The sequence below is a fragment of the Pseudomonadota bacterium genome, assembly GCA_016195085.1.
Taxonomy (GTDB): domain Bacteria; phylum Pseudomonadota; class Alphaproteobacteria; order SHVZ01; family SHVZ01; genus JACQAG01.
Genome location: JACQAG010000005.1, coordinates 51,225 through 68,841 on the forward strand (window position 1 = coordinate 51,225; position 17,617 = coordinate 68,841).

The 17,617-nt window shown below is 66.1% G+C and carries 14 protein-coding genes; 7 read left to right on the forward strand and 7 right to left on the reverse strand.

What is annotated here, in order from left to right; all coding sequences use genetic code 11:
- Nucleotides 1-7 precede the first annotated feature (7 nt).
- On the reverse strand, nt 8-1,876 hold the full coding sequence (locus HY058_01450; protein MBI3495951.1) for a DHA2 family efflux MFS transporter permease subunit: 1,869 nt from the start codon (nt 1,874-1,876) through the stop codon (nt 8-10).
- On the opposite strand from HY058_01450, the gene HY058_01455 reads away from it, so the two are divergent.
- Both HY058_01455 and HY058_01460 read left to right on the forward strand, forming a co-directional pair.
- The gene (locus tag HY058_01455) at nt 1,793-2,755 is read left to right on the forward strand and encodes a TauD/TfdA family dioxygenase (GenBank protein ID MBI3495952.1); all 963 of its coding nucleotides are present in this window, start codon (nt 1,793-1,795) and stop codon (nt 2,753-2,755) included. The two genes, HY058_01450 and HY058_01455, sit on opposite strands and share 84 nt — an antisense overlap.
- 292 nt (nt 2,756-3,047) lie before the next feature.
- Entirely contained in the window at nt 3,048-3,941 is an 894-nt protein-coding gene (locus tag HY058_01460; GenBank protein ID MBI3495953.1) for a hypothetical protein, read from the forward strand.
- Between the two features lie 7 nt (nt 3,942-3,948).
- Here the strand turns inward: HY058_01460 and HY058_01465 are convergent, their stop codons facing one another.
- The gene (locus tag HY058_01465) at nt 3,949-5,136 is read right to left on the reverse strand and encodes a mandelate racemase/muconate lactonizing enzyme family protein (protein ID MBI3495954.1); all 1,188 of its coding nucleotides are present in this window, start codon (nt 5,134-5,136) and stop codon (nt 3,949-3,951) included.
- A gap of 23 nt (nt 5,137-5,159) precedes the next feature.
- Nucleotides 5,160-7,604, reverse strand: coding sequence for an FAD-dependent oxidoreductase (locus HY058_01470; protein MBI3495955.1), 2,445 nt, complete (start codon nt 7,602-7,604; stop codon nt 5,160-5,162).
- A gap of 148 nt (nt 7,605-7,752) precedes the next feature.
- On the opposite strand from HY058_01470, the gene HY058_01475 reads away from it, so the two are divergent.
- The gene (locus tag HY058_01475; protein MBI3495956.1) at nt 7,753-9,261 is read left to right on the forward strand and encodes an ABC transporter substrate-binding protein; all 1,509 of its coding nucleotides are present in this window, start codon (nt 7,753-7,755) and stop codon (nt 9,259-9,261) included.
- Between the two features lie 24 nt (nt 9,262-9,285).
- The gene (locus HY058_01480) at nt 9,286-9,828 is read left to right on the forward strand and encodes a tetratricopeptide repeat protein (GenBank protein MBI3495957.1); all 543 of its coding nucleotides are present in this window, start codon (nt 9,286-9,288) and stop codon (nt 9,826-9,828) included.
- Here HY058_01480 and HY058_01485 read toward each other — a convergent pair.
- Nucleotides 9,825-10,721 carry a DMT family transporter gene (locus HY058_01485; protein MBI3495958.1) on the reverse strand — a complete coding sequence of 299 codons (897 nt, stop codon included), beginning with the start codon at nt 10,719-10,721 and terminating at the stop codon, nt 9,825-9,827. The two genes, HY058_01480 and HY058_01485, sit on opposite strands and share 4 nt — an antisense overlap.
- A 149-nt stretch (nt 10,722-10,870) precedes the next feature.
- Here HY058_01485 and HY058_01490 point away from each other — a divergent pair, with 149 nt between their 5' ends.
- A complete protein-coding gene (locus HY058_01490; protein MBI3495959.1) occupies nt 10,871-11,917 on the forward strand; it encodes a P1 family peptidase in 1,047 nt (348 codons plus the stop codon).
- A gap of 35 nt (nt 11,918-11,952) precedes the next feature.
- Nucleotides 11,953-12,855 (forward strand): hypothetical protein, encoded by a 903-nt coding sequence (locus HY058_01495; protein MBI3495960.1) that lies wholly within the window; start codon nt 11,953-11,955, stop codon nt 12,853-12,855.
- 215 nt (nt 12,856-13,070) lie between these two features.
- On the opposite strand, the gene HY058_01500 is transcribed toward HY058_01495, so the two are convergent.
- From HY058_01500 to HY058_01510, 3 genes are all read right to left on the reverse strand, one after another.
- The gene (locus HY058_01500; protein ID MBI3495961.1) at nt 13,071-14,072 is read right to left on the reverse strand and encodes a phosphotransferase; all 1,002 of its coding nucleotides are present in this window, start codon (nt 14,070-14,072) and stop codon (nt 13,071-13,073) included.
- A gap of 115 nt (nt 14,073-14,187) precedes the next feature.
- On the reverse strand, nt 14,188-15,729 hold the full coding sequence (locus HY058_01505; protein MBI3495962.1) for an ABC transporter substrate-binding protein: 1,542 nt from the start codon (nt 15,727-15,729) through the stop codon (nt 14,188-14,190).
- A 68-nt stretch (nt 15,730-15,797) separates the two neighbouring features.
- Entirely contained in the window at nt 15,798-16,673 is an 876-nt protein-coding gene (locus HY058_01510; protein ID MBI3495963.1) for a hypothetical protein, read from the reverse strand.
- 144 nt (nt 16,674-16,817) lie between these two features.
- On the opposite strand from HY058_01510, the gene HY058_01515 reads away from it, so the two are divergent.
- Nucleotides 16,818-17,414: a LysE family translocator gene (locus tag HY058_01515; protein ID MBI3495964.1), complete on the forward strand. Its 597-nt coding sequence runs from the start codon at nt 16,818-16,820 to the stop codon at nt 17,412-17,414.
- Nucleotides 17,415-17,617 lie beyond the last annotated feature (203 nt).

A 17,617-nucleotide genomic window follows, 5' to 3' on the forward strand; every position in this document is an offset into this window, starting at 1 on the left:
GGATTCGTCAGTCGTCCGCCGCGGCGCGTTGCGTCTCCGCCGGCCGCCCCGGCCGCGGCGGTCGACGCAGCAGCAACAGGCAGGGGATGGCGAAGATCGCCACCGTCATGATCATGCGGAAGTCCTCGAGATAGGCGATCGTCTGCGCCTGACGATCGATTTCCTCGTTGAGCCTGGCCAGACCTTCGGCGGTCTCCAGGCTCCAGGCGTCGGGCAGCAACGGGACCCGAAAGGCGGGGCTGTAGGGTGTCGCCCGCTCGGCCAGCGCTGCATGGTTGACTTGCTGGTTGTGCGCCAAGAAGGCGGTCACCACCGAGATGCCGATGCTGCCCCCGGTGTTGCGCACCAAGGCGTAGAGGCCGGCGGCCTCGGTGCGATGCTGCTGCGGCAAGGTGGCGAAGGTCATGGTCGAGAGCGGCACGAACAGGAACCCCATGCCGAAGCCCTGCAGAAACCCGGTCCATGAGATGGTCGAGACCGAGACCTCCGGCGTGAAGCCGGTGTAGCGCCACAGCGCATAGGCCGCCATGCTGAATCCGAACAACATGATCAGCCGCGGATCGAACCGCCCGATGAGGCGGCTGACGCTGATCATGGCGCACAACGTGCCGATCCCGCGCGGCGCCATGATGATGCCGGCGGTCATCACCGGGTAGCCCATCAAGGTCTGCAGGAACGGCGGCAGGAGCGCCATCGTCGACATCATCACCGAGGCGACGATGAACACCAGGACGAGGCCGGTTACGAAGGTGCGGTCGCCGAAGATCCTGGGGTCGAAGAACGGCCGATTGGTGGTGAGCGCGTGCACGATGAAGAGATAGAGGCAGAGGGCGGCGATCACCGCCTCGATCACGATTTCGGTCGAGCCGAACCAATCCTTGAGTTCGCCGCGGTCGAGCAGCATCTGAAAGGCGCCGATGGCGAGGCTGAGCAAGGCGAAGCCCAGCGCATCGAGGGACCTGGCGCGGTCGATCGGCGTATCCGGCACGAAGGCGAGGATGCCGATGAGCGCCAGCAGGCCGAAGGGCAGGTTGATGTAGAAGATCCAGCGCCAATCGTAATACTCGGTCAGATAGCCGCCGAGCGTGGGGCCCAGTATCGGCGCCACCATCGTCCCCATGCCCCAGACCGCCATCGCCCAGCCATGACGCTCCTTGGGATAGGTGTCGAACATGAGGGCCTGGGACAGCGGCACCAAGGCGGCGCCGAACACGCCTTGCAGCAGCCGAAAGACCACGAGCTCGGTGAGCGAGGTGGCGATGCCGCACAGCATGGAGGCGACGACGAAGCCGCTGACGGAGATCACGAACAGCCGTTTGCGGCCGAGCCGCGCGGCGACGAACCCGGTGCTGGGCGTGGCGATGGCGGCGGCCACGATATAGGAGGTCAAGACCCAGGAGATCTGGTCCTGGGTCGCCGACAGGCTGCCTTGCATATGCGGCAGGGCCACATTGGCGATGGTGGTGTCCAGCGCCTGCATGACGGTGGCCAGCATCACGCAGATAGTGATGAGGGTGCGCCTGGACGTGCGCTGGGCGAGGCCGATAGCGCGGATCACCGCTCCCACTCGATCACGTCGAACTCCGGATTCTCGTCCAAATCGGCCTCTCGGACTGTATCGCAGGCCCGGTTGCAATGAAACGGTCACGCCGTTCCAGCGCCTTGCTTCTCGCTTGACGCGGGAAGCGGCTATGATCGGGCAATTCGAGAGCCGTCTCGCCCGCCCGCAACATCCGCGGGGTCGCCGGCCGCATCCGGCGCCGGGACGGAGCCAATGCCAGGGAATGAGCCCATGCTGACGCACGCGATCTCCGGGAAGCAGGCCTGGATTGCCGCCACGCTGGCGCCGGCGGACTGGATCGTTCCCATTCCCCATGACTGCCAGGCGGAGCTGGTGCGTGCCTTGGCCGAGATCCGGGCGCATCCCCTACCCATGCTGCTGCTGACGCCCGATGAGTTCCGGCTGGACGCATGCCGCTTGCTCATGCGGCGCGTGCGGGCGCTGCTCGATGACGGCGCCATGTTCGCCGTCGTCGACCGGCTGCCGGTAGAGGAGATGAGCCTCGAGGAGTCGACTTCGCTCTACTGGCTTCTCTCATCCCTGCTGGCGCGCCCGGTCGCGCAGAAGCTGGACGGCACCATGACCTATCTCGTCAGCGACACCGGCGCCACACTCAAGCCCGGCTCCGGCATCCGGCCGACCGTGACCAACGTCGAGCTCAACTTCCACAACGACAATTCCTACAACGAAACTCCGCCGGAGATCGTCGCCTTGCTCTGCCACAGCCAGGCCAAGGAAGGCGGACAGAGCCGCGTGGTCAGCGTCTACTCGGTCCACAACCGGCTGCTGGAGACGGCGCCCGGGCTGCTGCCGCGGCTGTACCGTCCGTTCTGGTACGACCGGCATCGGGAATTCTTCGAGGGCGAGGCGAATACCTTCGCCGCTCCGATCTTCGCCCATGACGCCCGCCTGACGGCGCGTCTCGCCTTGCTCGAGATCCGCGGCGGCTATCAGCTGCGCGGGGAGGCGATGGACGGCGAGACCAAGGCGGCCCTGGACGCGGTCGAATCCGTGCTCGCCCAACCCGATCTGCCGGTGACCCTCCGCTTCGTGCCCGGACAGATCCAATACGTGAACAACCGCTCGACCGGGCATAGCCGCACCGCCTTCCTCGATGGTGAGCTGCCGGGCGAGAAGCGGCTCCTGGTGAGGCTGTGGCTCAGGAATGCGGGCAGGCGGAGCTACCGCGGATAGAGGGAGCGCGGGGGCGAGAGGAGTTCCGGCCCAATCGCCCGCGCCCAAGCTTGCCGGAGGGACCGTAAGCGGCCGTGGCGATACCGTAGATCGCTCTTGTGCCGCCCGCGACATAGATATAATATTAATCAAATCGCTTTGATCGGATCCTAGAAGGGGGTCGATTGTGAGCACCATAAGCGTCGGCGGCTGGGGCAGCCCTCCTGGGCTTGGCCCCTTTTTGTCGTCTTTTCTGCCGACAGTGTTCCACGACCAATCCTCTTCAGCCGCGCCTTCAAATTCCGGCGACCGGGTGAGCCTGTCGGCGGCCGGTCAACAGGCGCTTGCTGGCGGCGATGCCGGCGGCGGCTGGTTCGGTGCCGGCGTTGGCGCGTTGGGACGCCTCGGCGACGGCCTGCTGTCTTTCCTCGGTAAAGGTCTCGGATTCGGCGGCGGCGACGTCATCGACAGCCTGCAAAAGAGCCTGCTGCAGCCCGTCCATGACGCCGTCGCTCAGTTGGCCGAGCAAGCCGGCCGTGGCAGCACCGGCGCGGTCGTCGGGCACGCGACCCTGTCGGTCGAGGGGATCAGCCTCACCATCAGCCAATCGAAGAACGGCATCGACGTGTCCTTCGACGAGGTCTCGATCCACGGCGAGGCGGACGTCGCCGCTGCCGCCAAGGATGGTTCCTTCGCTGCCTATGCGGGCTTCGCCGCCGAAGTTTCGAGCCTGCACGTAAGCCTGCATATCGGCGCTGCCGGCGCATCGACGGGGGCCGCTTCCGGTCCGGCCGATGCCGCCCAGGCTGTTCAAGGCGGTGGTGCCGCCGACGGCGTCGATCCCGCATCCGTCGTGGTGGTGAATGCGCTGCCGCCGGGCGATCCGCGTCGTCTCGGGCCGGACGGCACGCCCCGGACGGACGCCATCTATATTCCCGATCTCTCCGGCATCACCGCGGGGCTGCGCCAGCTCCAAAGCTTTTTGCGTGCCGTGGCAGCGGACGCTACCGGCGCGGCGGGGGTACCATTCAATCGGAATGGGCCCGCCGCGCCGACGCTGCTCGTGCTGCGCGATCACCACCGGGACGATGCCGGCAATACGCATCTGCTGCTGGATGCGCATCAGCCCTTCGCGGTGCCGGGGGCCGTCGCGGACCAGCCTGCGGCAGCCGTCGACGGCGGTGCGGGAGTGAATATTCAAGCTTGAGGCGGCTCTACAGCTGCCCTGATCCGTTGACGCGATGCGCCTGGATGAAGGCGCGGTCGACCTCGACGCCCAAGCCGGGACCGTCGGGAATCGAGATCGTGCCGTCCTCGTTGAGCGTGAACGAGCCGCGGCTGACGCCGCTGGTGAGCGCGCTCTGGCTCACATTGAACTCGACGAAGCGGGCGCGGGAGAGCGTGGCGATGAGGTGCAGGCTGTAGGCGGTCAGGAGATCGGTCAGCCAGGAGTGCGGCACCAGGTCGATATTGGCCCGCTCGGCCATGTGCGCCACCTTGATCGCGGTGGTGAGCCCGCCGCAGCGCGAGAGGTCCGGCTGGATCACATCGACGCAGCCCTCGCCGATGAAGCGCTCGAAATCCCAAACCGTGCAGACCTGCTCGCCGGCGGCGACCGGCACCGGGCTCAACGCCCTGACATGGGCATATTCCTCGAAGCGCTCGGGATGGATGAAATCCTCGACCCAGCCCACCTCATAGTCGCCGAGCCACTCGCATAGCTGCAAATTCTCCCGGCGACTGCGCATCGGCCCGGGCCGTTTCCAGCCGACGGGATACCAGCCCGGATCGACGAGCAGGTGCCGGTCCGGGCCCAGCGTCTCGCGTGCCGCGGCGACGAGCTCCCGATCCCGCACCTTGTCTTCTCCGAACACCCCCCAGCCGAATTTGACCGCGCGGAAGCCTTTGTCGACATAGCCCTGGGCGGCTTTCGCCATCGCTTCCGGCGTCTCGCGGAAGAGGGTCGAGGCATAGGCGGTGATGCGATCGCGGCGCTTGCCGCCGAGGAGCGCATAGAGCGGCAGGCCCGCCGCCTGGGCGCGGATCGACCAGAGGCAATTGTCGATCGCCGACAGGCAATGGATGGCGATGCCGCGCCGGCCGTAATAGGCGCTGCCGACATAGGCCTTGTCCCAGAGGCGCTCGGCATCGAGCGGATCTTCGCCCACGAGGATGTCGCGAAGCGTGCGAAAGCCGGTGATGCTCATCCCCTGGCCGGCAATGATCGCCACCGCCGCGGGCGCCAAGGTCTCGACATCGGCCCAGCCTTCCAGCCCGGCATCGGTCGCTACCCGCACCAAGAGCTGCCAGTCGCCATTGTCGGTCGCCTCCTCCCAGCCGGCCGTATGCCGATAGGCTTCGGTGCCGCGCAGCAGGATCGGTTCCACGTCGGTGATGCGCATCAATGCCTCGTTCGATCCATCGTTCAGCCGCGCACCCGCGACGATGTCGGGTCGTAGAAGGGCTTGAGGCTCGGTGTCGTCCCGACCTGCCGCGCGGCGATGTCGATGGTGAAGTGCCCGGACGCAAGGAAGGTCTCGTCCACGCCGCCGGGATGGTGGACATAGCCCAGTGCGATCGAGGCGCCCACCGTGTGGCCGAAGGCGGCGGATGTGACGCGGCCGATCCTGACACCGTCCAGATAGATCGGCTCGTCGTGGTAGGCGAAGGCATCGGGGTCGGCGAGCTTGAAGCCGACGAGGCGCTTTACGATCGGCTTGCCGCGCGCCGCTTCCAGCGCCTTGCGGCCGATGAAGTCCGAGCGCTTTCGCCAGCCGACGGCAAAGCCCATTCCGGCCTCGATGGGCGTGTCTTCGGGGCCGATGTCGTGGCCCCAATGGCGGTATGCCTTCTCGATCCTGAGGCTGTCCATCGCATGGTAGCCGGCGAGCTTGAGGGAGAACGCGGTACCCGCTTCGGTGATCGTTTCGAAGGCGCTTTGAGCGAATTCGCTCGGGATCGACAGCTCCCAGCCGAGCTCGCCCACATAGGTGATGCGCGTCGCCAGCGCCGGCGCGTAGCCGATTTCGAGCTCGCGCGCCGTGGCGAAGGGAAATTCGGCATCGGCGAGATCGGCATTGGCGATGCGGGCGAGCAGTGCCCGGGAGCTGGGGCCCATGAGCCCGAGAACCACGGAACCCGAGGTCACGTCGGTCGCCACCGCGTTGGCATCGCCGATATGCCGCTTGAGCCAGGCGAAGTCCCGGCGCGTCGAGGCGGCCGATGTGGTGACGGCGAAGCGGTCGGACGCCAGCCGCGTCACCGTCAGATCCGCCTCGATGCCGCCGTCTTCGTTCAGCCATTGGGTGTAGACGACCTTGCCGATGGCGACGTCCATCTCCGCCGCCGAGATCCGTTGCAGGACCGCGAGCGCGTCCTTTCCTTCCAGCAGGAGCTTGCCGAAAGAGGTCTGATCGAAGAGACCCACACCCTCGCGCACGGCGCGGTGCTCGGCGGCCGTATGGGCGAACCAGTTCGGCCGGCCCCAGGAGTACTCGTAGCGGGGCTCGACGCCGGCGGGCGCGAACCAGGTGGCGCGCTCCCAGCCATCGTTGACGCCGAAGCAGGCGCCGGCGGCGGCGAGCTTGTCGTGGAGGGCCGAGCGGCGGACGCCGCGGGCGGTCGTGAGCTGCTTGTGGGGCCAAGCCATCGCATAGAGCTGCCCCACCGATTCCACCGTGCGGTCGCGGAGATAACGCCGGCCGGAATGGAACGGATGGAAGCGGCGGATGTCGATGTCGGAGAGATCCATGGTCGGCTTGCCCGCCACGATCCATTCCGCCAAGGCCCAGCCGACCCCGCCGGAGGTCTGGATGCCGGTCGAGTTGAAGCCGGCGGCGACGAAGAAGTTCTCCACCTCCGGCGCGGCGCCGACGATGTGGCGGGTATCGGGGGTAAAGCTCTCGGGGCCGACCAGGAGCTGACGCACCTCGGCCTTGGCCAGCGCCGGGATGCGCTGGAGCCCGCTTTCCATGAATACGTGGAACTGATCCCAGTCTTCATCGAACAAGCCGAACTCGAAATCGGGCGGGATCCCGTCCATGCCCCAGGGCTTGGCCACGGGCTCGAAGCCGCCGAGCACCAGGCCGCCGACCTCTTCCTTCATATAGATGTAGCCATCGGGATCGCGCGCGGTCGGAGCTCCCCGGATGACGCCTTCCAGCGGCCTCGTCACGATGTACATGTGCTCGGCCGCATGCAGCGGCACCGACACCCCGGCCATGCGGCCGACGGCGCGGGCCCACATGCCGGCGCAATTGACCACAAACTCGGCGGCAACCTCGCCCAAATTGGTGGCGACACCCCTAACACGGCCATTGGCGAGGTGGATGCCGGTCACCTCGACCCCCTCGCGGATGCGGGCGCCGCCCATCCGGGCACCCTTGGCCAAGGCTTGGGTGGTGTCCGTCGGGTTGGTCTGCCCGTCGCCCGGGATGAAGAAAGCGCCGGCGAGGTCTTGGGTCTCCATCAGCGGCCAATAGCGCTTCACCTCGGCAGGGGCGATTTCGTGCATCTCCACCCCGAAGCTCGCCGCCGCCGCCATGGCGCGCCGGTAGTATTCGAGGCGCGCCTTAGTGCGGGCGAGGGACAGGCTGCCGGTGCGCCGGAAGCCGGTCGCCTGCCCGGTCTCGGCCTCGAGCCTGGGCAGGAGGTCGGCGGTGTGCTTGGCCAGCCGCGTCTGGTTCATGGTCGAGCGGAGCTGGCCCACCAGGCCGGCCGCATGCCAGGTCGTGCCCGAGGTGAGCCGGCGGCGCTCCAGGACCAGCACGTCCGACCAGCCGAGCTTGGTCAGATGGTAGGCGAGGCTGCAGCCGACGATCCCGCCGCCGATGATGACCACGCGCGCTTGGCTCGGAAGCTTGTCGACCACGATCCCGCTCTCCCCGCAATCGTTCTAGCCGGTTTGCCCAAAATTTGCTTCCATGATTGCCCGGGGAGGGTCGGGGAGGGGGTGCGGAGCACCCCCTCCCCGACCCTCCCCGGGGGGACCAAATTCAAGCGTTTCATGGGAGGCCCTGATGCGTCACCTGCTCAGCTCAGTCGCGACGGTCATCACGCTCTTTGCCGCCGTGCCGGCCATGGCGGGCACGGTGCGGGTGGCGCTCGGCAGCGACCCTGACATCCTCGATCCCGCCATCGGCGGCAGCTATGACGGAAGGGTGGTGTTCGCGGCCCTCTGCGACAAGCTGGTCGACATCGACGCGAAGCTGCAATTCGTCCCCCAGCTCGCCACCGAATGGAGCTGGGCCGAGGATGCCCGCTCGCTCACCCTCAAGCTGCGCCAGGATGTCACGTTCCATGACGGCGAAAGACTCGATGCGGCGGCGGTCAAGGCCAATATCGAGCGCTACAAGACCATGCCCGAATCCAGGCGTAAGGCCGAGCTGGCGCTGGTCGCCGGCGTCGAGGTGGTCGACCCGTCGACAGTGCGCCTGCAGCTTTCGCAACCCTATGCGCCCTTGGTCGCGGTCTTGTCCGATCGCGCCGGCATGATGGTCTCCCCTAAACACGCCGCGGCTACTGGGCCGCAGGCGGGCGAGCGGCTGGTGTGCAGCGGTCCCTATCGCTTCGTCGAGCGCGTGGCCCAGGACCGGATCGTTCTCGACCGCAACGAGCGCTATTGGAACCCGAAGCCCTACACCATCGATCGGATGGTCTATCTCGCCATTCCCGACTCCAATGTGCGGCTCGCCAATCTGCGCGCCGGCCAGCTGGAGATCGCCGAGCAGATCGCGCCCACCGACCTCGCCGAAGCCAAGCGGGACGCCCGCGTCAAGATCGTGGAGAGCCCGTCGATCGCCTACAACACCTTCTCCTTCAATCTCAACCATGGCGAGCAGGCGAACACGCCCTTCGGTCGCGATCCGCGCGTGCGCGAGGCCTTCGAGCTGGCGATCGATCGCAACGTCATCAACGAGGTGGTGTTCAACGGCGCCTATATCCCCAACAACCAGCCGCAGGCGCCGGGAACCGACTACTACGTCAAGGAGCTGCCGATGCCGACGCGCGACGTGGCGCGGGCGAAGCAGCTGCTCGCCGCTTCCGGCACCCCGCGCGTTGCGCTCACGCTCGGCATGCCCAACGCGCCGGTCGCCTTGGCTGTGGCCCAGGTGATCCAATCCATGGCGGGCGAGGCTGGATTCGACATCAAGATCGAGGCGCTGGAGGCGAGCACGCTCACCAATCGCAGCATTCAGGGCGACTACCAGGCCACCTTCGGCATTTGGAGCGGCCGTGCCGATCCCGATGGCAACATCTCGATTTGGCTTGCCTGCGACGGCTTCCTCAATTGGGGCAAGTATTGCGATCCAAAGCTGGACGAGCTCCTGGGCAAGGCGCAAGCCACACCGGTGCCGGCGGAACGCTACGGCTTCTATCGCGACGCGGCGAAGATCTATCTCGCCGCTAGGCCGCACATGATCCTCTATCACCTGAAATGGTTTTGGGGCCTCAGCGCCAAGGTGGAGGGTTTCAACCCGCATCCCGACGGGCTCATCCGCCTGGGCGGCACGACGCTGCGCCCCTAGCCGACCGCCACCCGCGCATCCGCGATGTTCGCGGCCATCTTGAAGCTGCTGGAGGACCTGCCGACGTTGAACCCCTCGGCGCGCGCGGATCGGCGGCTGGGCCCCTTGTTCGAGTCCTTGAAACGGGCGCCGACCCCAGAGGTGGCGGAGACGGTGCAGGGGCAGATCATGCGGATCTGGTGCGAAGCCTCGGACACCACCACGCGCACCCTCATGCAGTGGGGCATGACCGCCCTCGATGAGAACCGCCTCGAGGTCGCCGAGCAGGCTTTCAGCCGGGTCGTCACCTATGACGCCGAGTTCGCCGAGGGCTGGAACAAGCGGGCGACCGTGCGCTTCGTCATGGGCGATTTCGAGGGCTCGGCCGCCGATATCGAGCGGACCCTCAAGCTCGAGCCGAGGCATTTCGGCGCGCTCGCGGGTCTCGGTCAGATCCTGATGCGCGTCAACGAGCTGCGGGGCGCCGTGCGTGCCTTCGAGGCCGCACTCGCGATCAATCCGCATCTGGCCAGCATCGCCGGGGCCATCGAGACGCTGCGGCAGCGGTTGAGAAGGTCATTGCACTAGCCGCGTCGGTCGGTGGCGCGCATAGCGGCGGCTCGTTCGCGGTGCCAGACATAGATGCCGCTGGCGATGATGATCGCCGCGCCGAAATAGGTGGTGACATCGGGTACCGCCTGGAACAACAGCCAGCCGATGAGCGTCGACCAGAGGAGCTGGCTGTAGGAGAAGGGCGCCAGCATGGAGGCCGGCGCCACTGCGAAGGCACGCACCATCAGATACTGGCCCAGCACATTCCCGCCGCCGCCGATGGCGAAGACGAGCCAATCCTCCGCGCCGGGCATGCTCCAGACGAACGGCGTCAACGCCGAGGTCACCACGAGGCCGACCAGCGTGTTGTAGCTCACGGTCGTGAGCGGCGAGTCGATCTGGCCCGAGACGCGCGTGCCGATGACGCCGAGCGCCCAGAGCGCGGAGGATAGGAGCGGCAGCAGCGCCCAGGGATCGAAGGCCGCGGTGCCGGGACGCACGATCACCACGATGCCGAGAAAGCCGATGAGCACGGCGAGCCAGCGCCTTACGCCGACCTTCTCGCCCAAGAGCGGGACCGAGAGTGCGGTTATGAAGAGCGGCGAGACGAAGCCGACGGTGATCGCCTCGGCGAGGCCGAGATGGGCGAGCGCGAACATGAAAACGAGGCTGGACGAGATGAGAACCAGCGCCCGGGCCCATTGCACGCGCGGCCGCGCCGAGGCGAGCGTTGCCGCCATGCCGCGCCGCAGCACGAAGGGCGCAAGGAAGACCGCATGAAAGAGATAGCGGCCCCAGACGACCTGGATGGGCTGATAGGCGCCGGCGAGATACTTGGATAGCCCATCGGCCAGGTTGAACAGGGCCATGGCCGCCAGGATCAGCAGAATGCCGCGAAGGGGATGATCCGTCGTCGGGGCAGGTGGCATACCGTGAGCGTGCGGTCGGAGGCGTGATGACAAGCAAGGACTATATCCGGTGCGTGGGCCTGGGTACCGATCGATTGCGTCGAGGTGGGGGCATCGCAGCCGATCAGCCTGATAGACTGAGTCCGCATTGAACTCACCGGAGAGTCCTCATGCCTCGTCCCATTACCGCTCGATCGCTTGGAATGGACATCGGCACATTGCCGCCGGGCCCGCTGAACGCCATCAGCGATATCGATGGCGTCACGGTCGGACATGTCACCCGCGAAACCGGCGATGCGCGGACGGGAGTGACGGTGATCCTGCCGCATCCGGGCAATGTGTTTCGCGACAAGGTGCTGGCGGCGAGCCATGTCATCAACGGCTTCGGCAAGAGCGTGGGCCTGATGCAGATCGACGAGCTGGGCCAAATCGAGACGCCGATCGCGCTCACCAACACGCTCTCGGTCGGAACCTGCGCCACCGCGCTCATCAAGCACGCGATCCGCGCCAATCCCGATATCGGCCGACGCACCAGCACGGTCAATCCCGTCGTCTGCGAGTGCAATGATGGCTATCTCAATGACATACAGGGTTTCCATGTCGCCGAGAGCGACGTCGAGGAGGCCATCCGGACAGCCCAGGCCGATTTCACGGAGGGCGATGTCGGCGCCGGCAAGGGCATGTCGGCCTTCGAGCTGAAGGGCGGCATCGGCGCGGCCTCGCGGCGCATCGCGCTCGACGGCGAGACCTACCATCTAGGCGCGCTCGTCCTGTCGAATTTCGGCAGGCGCCAGCAGCTGCGCATCGCCGGACGGCCCGTCGGCGATGGCAGGGCGGGTTCGGCCGCCTCGGAATCGGGCTCGGTCATCATCGTGCTCGCGACCGACGTGCCCCTGGAGCACCGGCAATTGCGGCGCGTCGCCCGGCGCGGGGGCGTCGGGCTCTGCCGCGTCGGTTCCTATCTCGGCCATGGCAGCGGCGACGTCGTCGTCGCCTTCACCACCGCCAACCGCATCAACCATGACGAGAGCAGGGATCTATTGTCCCTGGGCTGCCTCAACGAGATGCGCATCGATCGCTTGTTCCAGGCAACCGCCGAGTCGGTGGAGGAGGCGGTGATCAACTCCATGCTGGCTGCCGAAACGGTCAGCGGCTTTGAGGGCCACCGGAGAGAGAGCCTTGCGCGGCTCATGGATCGGGCGAATTCCCTTTTGTGAGCGCGAAGGAGGGAAGGTCAGATGAGGACTGGCGGATGAAGCGCATCTCCGGACGGACATCGTGGCGCGCGCTGCGGTATTCGATGCTCGTTTGCCTCATGCCGGCATTGACGAGTGGGGTGTCCTTCGCGCAACCGACCGCGGCTTCGCCGCTCGACGGTTGCGGCGAATTGGTGACGATCGAAACCCATGATCGCACCACGACGCGCTATGGATTCGCACCTGAGCCGGATGCGCCTGATCGAGGTGCGCGGACTCTCCTGGTGCTGCTCGTCGGAGGCGGAGGGCAGCTCGATCTCGACGATGCGGGCTGCCCGCATTCGCTCACGCGCAATTCTCTCATCCGCATGCGACCGCATTTTCATGACGCGGGATTCATGACCGCGCTGGTCGATGCGCCGTCGGATTTTCACGGCGAGGATGGCCTGGCGGGATTCCGGACGGCGACACAGCACGCGGAGGATCTGGGCAAGGTGATCGCCCAGCTGCGTCGGCGCACCAATGGACCGATCTGGCTCGTCGGGCACAGCCGCGGAACGATTTCCGCGGCGAATGCCGCCGCGCGGCTCTCGGGTCCGTCCACGCCCGACGGGCTCGTGCTGCTGTCCGCCATGATGGTGGGCGACGCCGCCAAGCGGAAACCCTTCGTGGCGCAAACCGTGTTCGATCCGCCCTTGGAATCGATCGCGGTACCGCTGCTGATCCTCGGGCATGCCGCCGACAGCTGCGTCCGCTCGCCGGTCGGACTGATGGCGAAGGTCGCAGCTCGGACCCATGGCCCCCGCCAGCAGGCGGTCGTCGTCGCCGGCGGCCCCGTCAATCCCGGCCGCGCGCCCAGCATCGCGGTCTGCGGCGTCGGTGAGCCCCATGACTTCGTTGGTCAGGACGCCGAAATCGCCGCCGGCATCCTCCGGTTCATCGGCGGCGGACGCTACTAGGCTCAGGACTCATTGATCAGAGCCATTGACGTAGGCTTATCTGGTCCAGACCGATTCACAGTTCGTAACAAACTCCGCCCAGCGATCCATCGGAGTGGCATACGTATCTGACAGACGAGAAGCGTTCTCTAATTGCGGGCGCTAGGATAATCCCTCTTCAAACTGACCTCAGTTCCATTGCGGCGACATGCCATTGGACAACGGCGTCAACCCTGCTAAACGGCGGCGTCGAATCCGGGGGGCGCAACGCCGGAGAAAAATGAGGCAAGGAACATCTTGCCCAAGATGTGCTTGGTCTCCGGCGCGCCGGGCTTGAGCCGCCCTTCGCGGATCGCCTGCTGCAATTCCGGAAGAGTTGGAGCCGAGAGATCGGTGTCGGGTATCGCCCGCGAGGCCGCCGCAGACGCGCTGAGCAGGACGCCCGCATAGTAGAGCCGCGTGAGCGCGCGTATCAGCTCGAGCCGGGCGCGAAGGGCCTCGTCCGGCGCGTGGCCGAGCCAAGCCTGCAGCAATACGTCCTCCAGCTCCGGCGAAGGCGCGAGAGTGTCGAGCACAGTCGCCACGTCGACGAGTGGATCATTGCGGTAGGCCGACTCCCAATCTATCAGCCAGAGGCGTTCGCCATCGAACAGGATATTACTGGGAATGGGATCGTTGTGGCTGGAGACCAACCTTGCCGAACCCGCGGCATAGGCTTCGCGGACGCGCTCAAGGCGTTCCACGTGCGCATCAAGGAGGCCGGCTGCAAAAAGACCCGTTCGGCGCACGTGGGCGAATAGGCGCGCGACAATGTCGGGATAGTCGACGAATTGCGGGAAAACCGGCGCGGCCTGCAGGCGTCCCAGCAACTTTCCGAGCGCTTGCGCCAACGCGCGCGGTCCGCCCGGATAGACCTGCAGCGGCTGCTGCTCGATGAAGTCCGTCACCGTCACGCGGGCCGCCTCATCGATATAGTGGATTCGCGGGGCAATCCCCGCCTCCGCTGCGATGCGCATGGAGACATATTGGTGCGGATTGTGCAGCGGGCTTGCGCGACCCTCCACCCGCACGAGGTAGCGCCGGTCGCCGACCTCGACCCGAAAGGGCGATGCACCAGAAGCTCCGCCAGCGATGGGCGTGACCGAACCGATCGGGGTGGAACCAAATGCCGCAACGAGCGCTGAGCGCACAATCTCGCGGTGAACAGTGGAAAACGCGTCGAAACAGTCTTTGCTCATGACTGTCGTTACCACACGTCGCGCACGTGTCCAGGTTGTTCTTGCTAGTTTCAGCGTTCTCTTCGTGGTCGAGACCAACGCCCGTGCGTTCCCGCGAACTTTCGTTCCATTGCGTTCAGGACTTCAGCCAAATCGTGCTGAGGTCCTGGCCCAGATAGTAGCTTGGCGCGATATGGAACCCCTCGACGGATTTCGCCAAGGGAACGATCCGCCAGCTCCAGAACAGCGGAATCGAATAGGCCTCGGTCAGGAGGCGCTTTTCGAACTCGCCGACCAGCCGCCGACGCTCGCCGGGATCGGCGCTGCGCGCCTGGCGATCGAACAGGGAATCGAGCGTTCGGTCGGTCGAATGGGAGACATTGGAGGCGCTGCGGTCAAAGGAAAGGAACTGGTCGAGCTGCAGCGTGGGCTCGTCCATGTATTGGTTCGAAGCATCGATGACCGCATCGAAATTGCCGCTGCTGCGCGCCGCGAAGAACGGCCCGTTCTCCGGCTGCTCGTGTTTGACGGTGACACCGATCTGCCGCCACTGGTCGAGGAGGAAGACGCCGAGCGGCGTGTAAGGCGGCCGATTGGTGAAGGTGAAGCTGAAATTGCCGAGCCCGGAATCGGCCAGGAGACGTCGTGCCTGGCTGCGGCTGGCGGCGATGTCGCGGCTGAAACCGGGCATGCGGACGAGCTCGTCCGCGCCCAGCGCAAAGTCCGAGCCCGGTCGCATGAAGCCGCCGACATCGCCGACGATCATCTGCCGGGCAAGGGGGCCGCTGCCGCCCCAGCGGTCGATGGCGAGCGACAGCGCCTGGCGCACCCGGACATCGTCGAAGGGCTTGCGTGCCGTGTTGAAGGTCAGCATCAGCTCGGCCACCATCGGACCTTCGGCGAATTTGACCGCGGTACCGGCGGTGCTCGCCAGACGATCGCGGGCAGCCGGCGGTATGCCGCGGAAATCGGCTTGGATCTGACCGCCGGCGAGCGCGTTGACCAAGGCGGCGGTGGAGAGCTCGATGGCGCGAAAGCCGTCGAGATAGGGCCGGTCGGGAAGGAAGTATTGGGCGTAGCGCTCGCCGGTCCAGTGCGAGCCGGGCGCATGCTCGACGAAGCGGAAGGGCCCGGTGCCCATGACGGTACGCTGGGGATCGTTGGGGTCGCGGGCGAGCCTCGCCGCGGAATAGACGCAGTTCCACGGGCTGGCGAAGATCGCCGACATCGCCGGATTCACCTGCTTCAGGCGAAAGACCACCGTCGCTTCGTCGGGCGTCTCGATCGCGGCGACGTCGTCCAGGAGCGAGCGACGGACCGAGTTGATGCCCGCCGGCGGATTGCGCAGACGCTCATAGGTCGCCTTGATGTCGGCGGCGCCGAAGCTGGAGCCGTCATGGAAGGTGACGCCGCGCCGCAGCTTGAAGCGATAGGCGAGGCCGTCGCCGGAGACCGCCCAGGACAGGGCGAGGTCGCTCTCGATCTTCGGATATTGAGCGGGGTCGACCCGGAGCAGCAGCGAATAATGCGGCGCCACCCGGTGCACGACCGCGACCGAGACGCTCGCATGACAATCATAGGTCTCGGGCTCGCCGGTGACCGAGAAGGTAAGCACGCCGCCGCGCCGCGGTGCATCCACGGCGCCTGCGGGCGATGCGAGGAGCGCAAAAGCGAGCATCCCGCCCGCCAGGGCGACCAACCGTTGAGCGAACGAGCGCAAGGGGTCTTCGGTGCCCGTGTTGCCTTTCAAGCGACCTTGGGCAGCTCACGCGCCTTGCTGGGAGCGAGCTCCGCCATGGCGATCAGCAGCACTTCGGCGGACTCGCTCGCCACCAGGCGGGCTTGCTCGTCCCGCTCGACCTTGATCGCAGTTTCCGGCCCCCAGCTCTCGCCGTTGCAGGAACCCGCACCCTTGAGCGCGAACAGGAGATGGATGGCTCGCTCGGCGCTCAGCCGATGCGCGGCCCCCGCGTCGAGCCGCAGCAGCTCGATGCGCGTGTTGTTGACGAAGACGCCGAGCAGCTTGTTGGCGATCCCGGGGGTTTCCGTCGGGCGCCAGTCATAGGCCTCCGGCAGCATGATCACCGGCTCGGTGTAGCGTGCCTTCGGGTATCTGAGCTTGCGCCCCATCACATGCTCCCAGATGGCTTCGTAGCCGTCCTGGTTGCGCTTGACCCCAGGCCGGCGGTTGCTGTCGGGGTTGCGATAGAACACGCCCTGCTCGAAGCGTCCGAGCTGCGACAGCTCAATATGTCCGTTGTGGAGCTGATCGTAGCTGAGGAAGCCGTCGCCCGAGGGTGCGCCGCACTGCAGGGTCAAGGTGATGCAGCTCTCGACGTTCTGCGGCCCGTAATAGGTGCCCTCGGGGAAGTAGCCGATGGAGCCCACGGGCATGGTCTTGCGGCCGGCATAGCCGAATTCGCCTGCGAGGACCATCCTGACCTGATCGAAGTTGTGGCGATGGCGCGGCGTGTAGTAGCTGCCGGCGTTGCGCACCAGCGACAGCTCGAAATTGTCGATGGCACCCGGCGCTCCCTGGACGAGGCGCTTGAAGGTGATATCGCCGGTCCGATGCCCGGAGACGGGCTTGTAGTCCATGGGTTTGGCCGAGACGATCTGCATGGCGTTCGCTCCCGCAAGCATTTTTTGCAGCCTAGGTCTCAGGCCCGCCATAGGTCAACCACGCGCTTTGCACAATCGTTCAAGACGTGGGCCGGTCGAACTCCGTAGCGTGATGGAGAGACTTCGTCGGCCATCCGGTGACGCGTGACGCTGGAACAAAGCATTGGCTTCTTCGTCTTCTCCGTTGTCGCGGCGATTACGCCGGGGCCGAGCAACATCATGCTGACCGCCACTGGCGCGGTTGCCGGGGTGCTGCGCGGCATTCCTTGCCTGATCGGCGTCGCCGTGGGGATGGGCCTCCTGATATTCAGCGCGGCGATGGGGCTTGGGCATTTCGTCCTTGGCCACCCGGCGATCCTGAAGGCTTTCAACTGGCTTGGGGCGGCATTTCTTCTTTGGCTTGCCTGGAAGATTGCGACTTCGGGCCATGGCATGGTGACCGCCGAGAGCAAGCCGGTCGGTTTCATGGGCGCGGCTTTGTTTCAGTGGATCAACCCGAAATCCTGGCTGGTGAGCGGCAGCGCCGCGGGGGCTTACCTTCACGGCGATGCTGACAGCGCTCTGCTCCAGTCGATTTCCTTCGCCGCCCTCTTCGTCTCGGCCGCGCTTCCGTGCGGCTTCGTGTGGCTTGCGTTCGGTGCCTCGATGCATCGATACCTGGGCAGCGCCCGTGCCGCGCGCATCTTCAATCTCGTCATGGGTGCCAGTCTTGCCGCCTCCGTGGGCTTGATCCTCTGGTGATCGGCATGCCGGCGATCGCGGCCTGCAGGGACCGTCACTACGGCCTAGAGCGTGATCCGGTGAGTGCGATCACCCCCTCACCCTTCCCTTGTATGGGGCTTTTTCTGTCAAGGGCGATTTGGGGCATTTGATCCTCCTGGATTGGGGGGCTGGAAGATTTCTGCTGATCGATCCGAGTGGAGCTCGCGTTGGGGGCGCGGGCG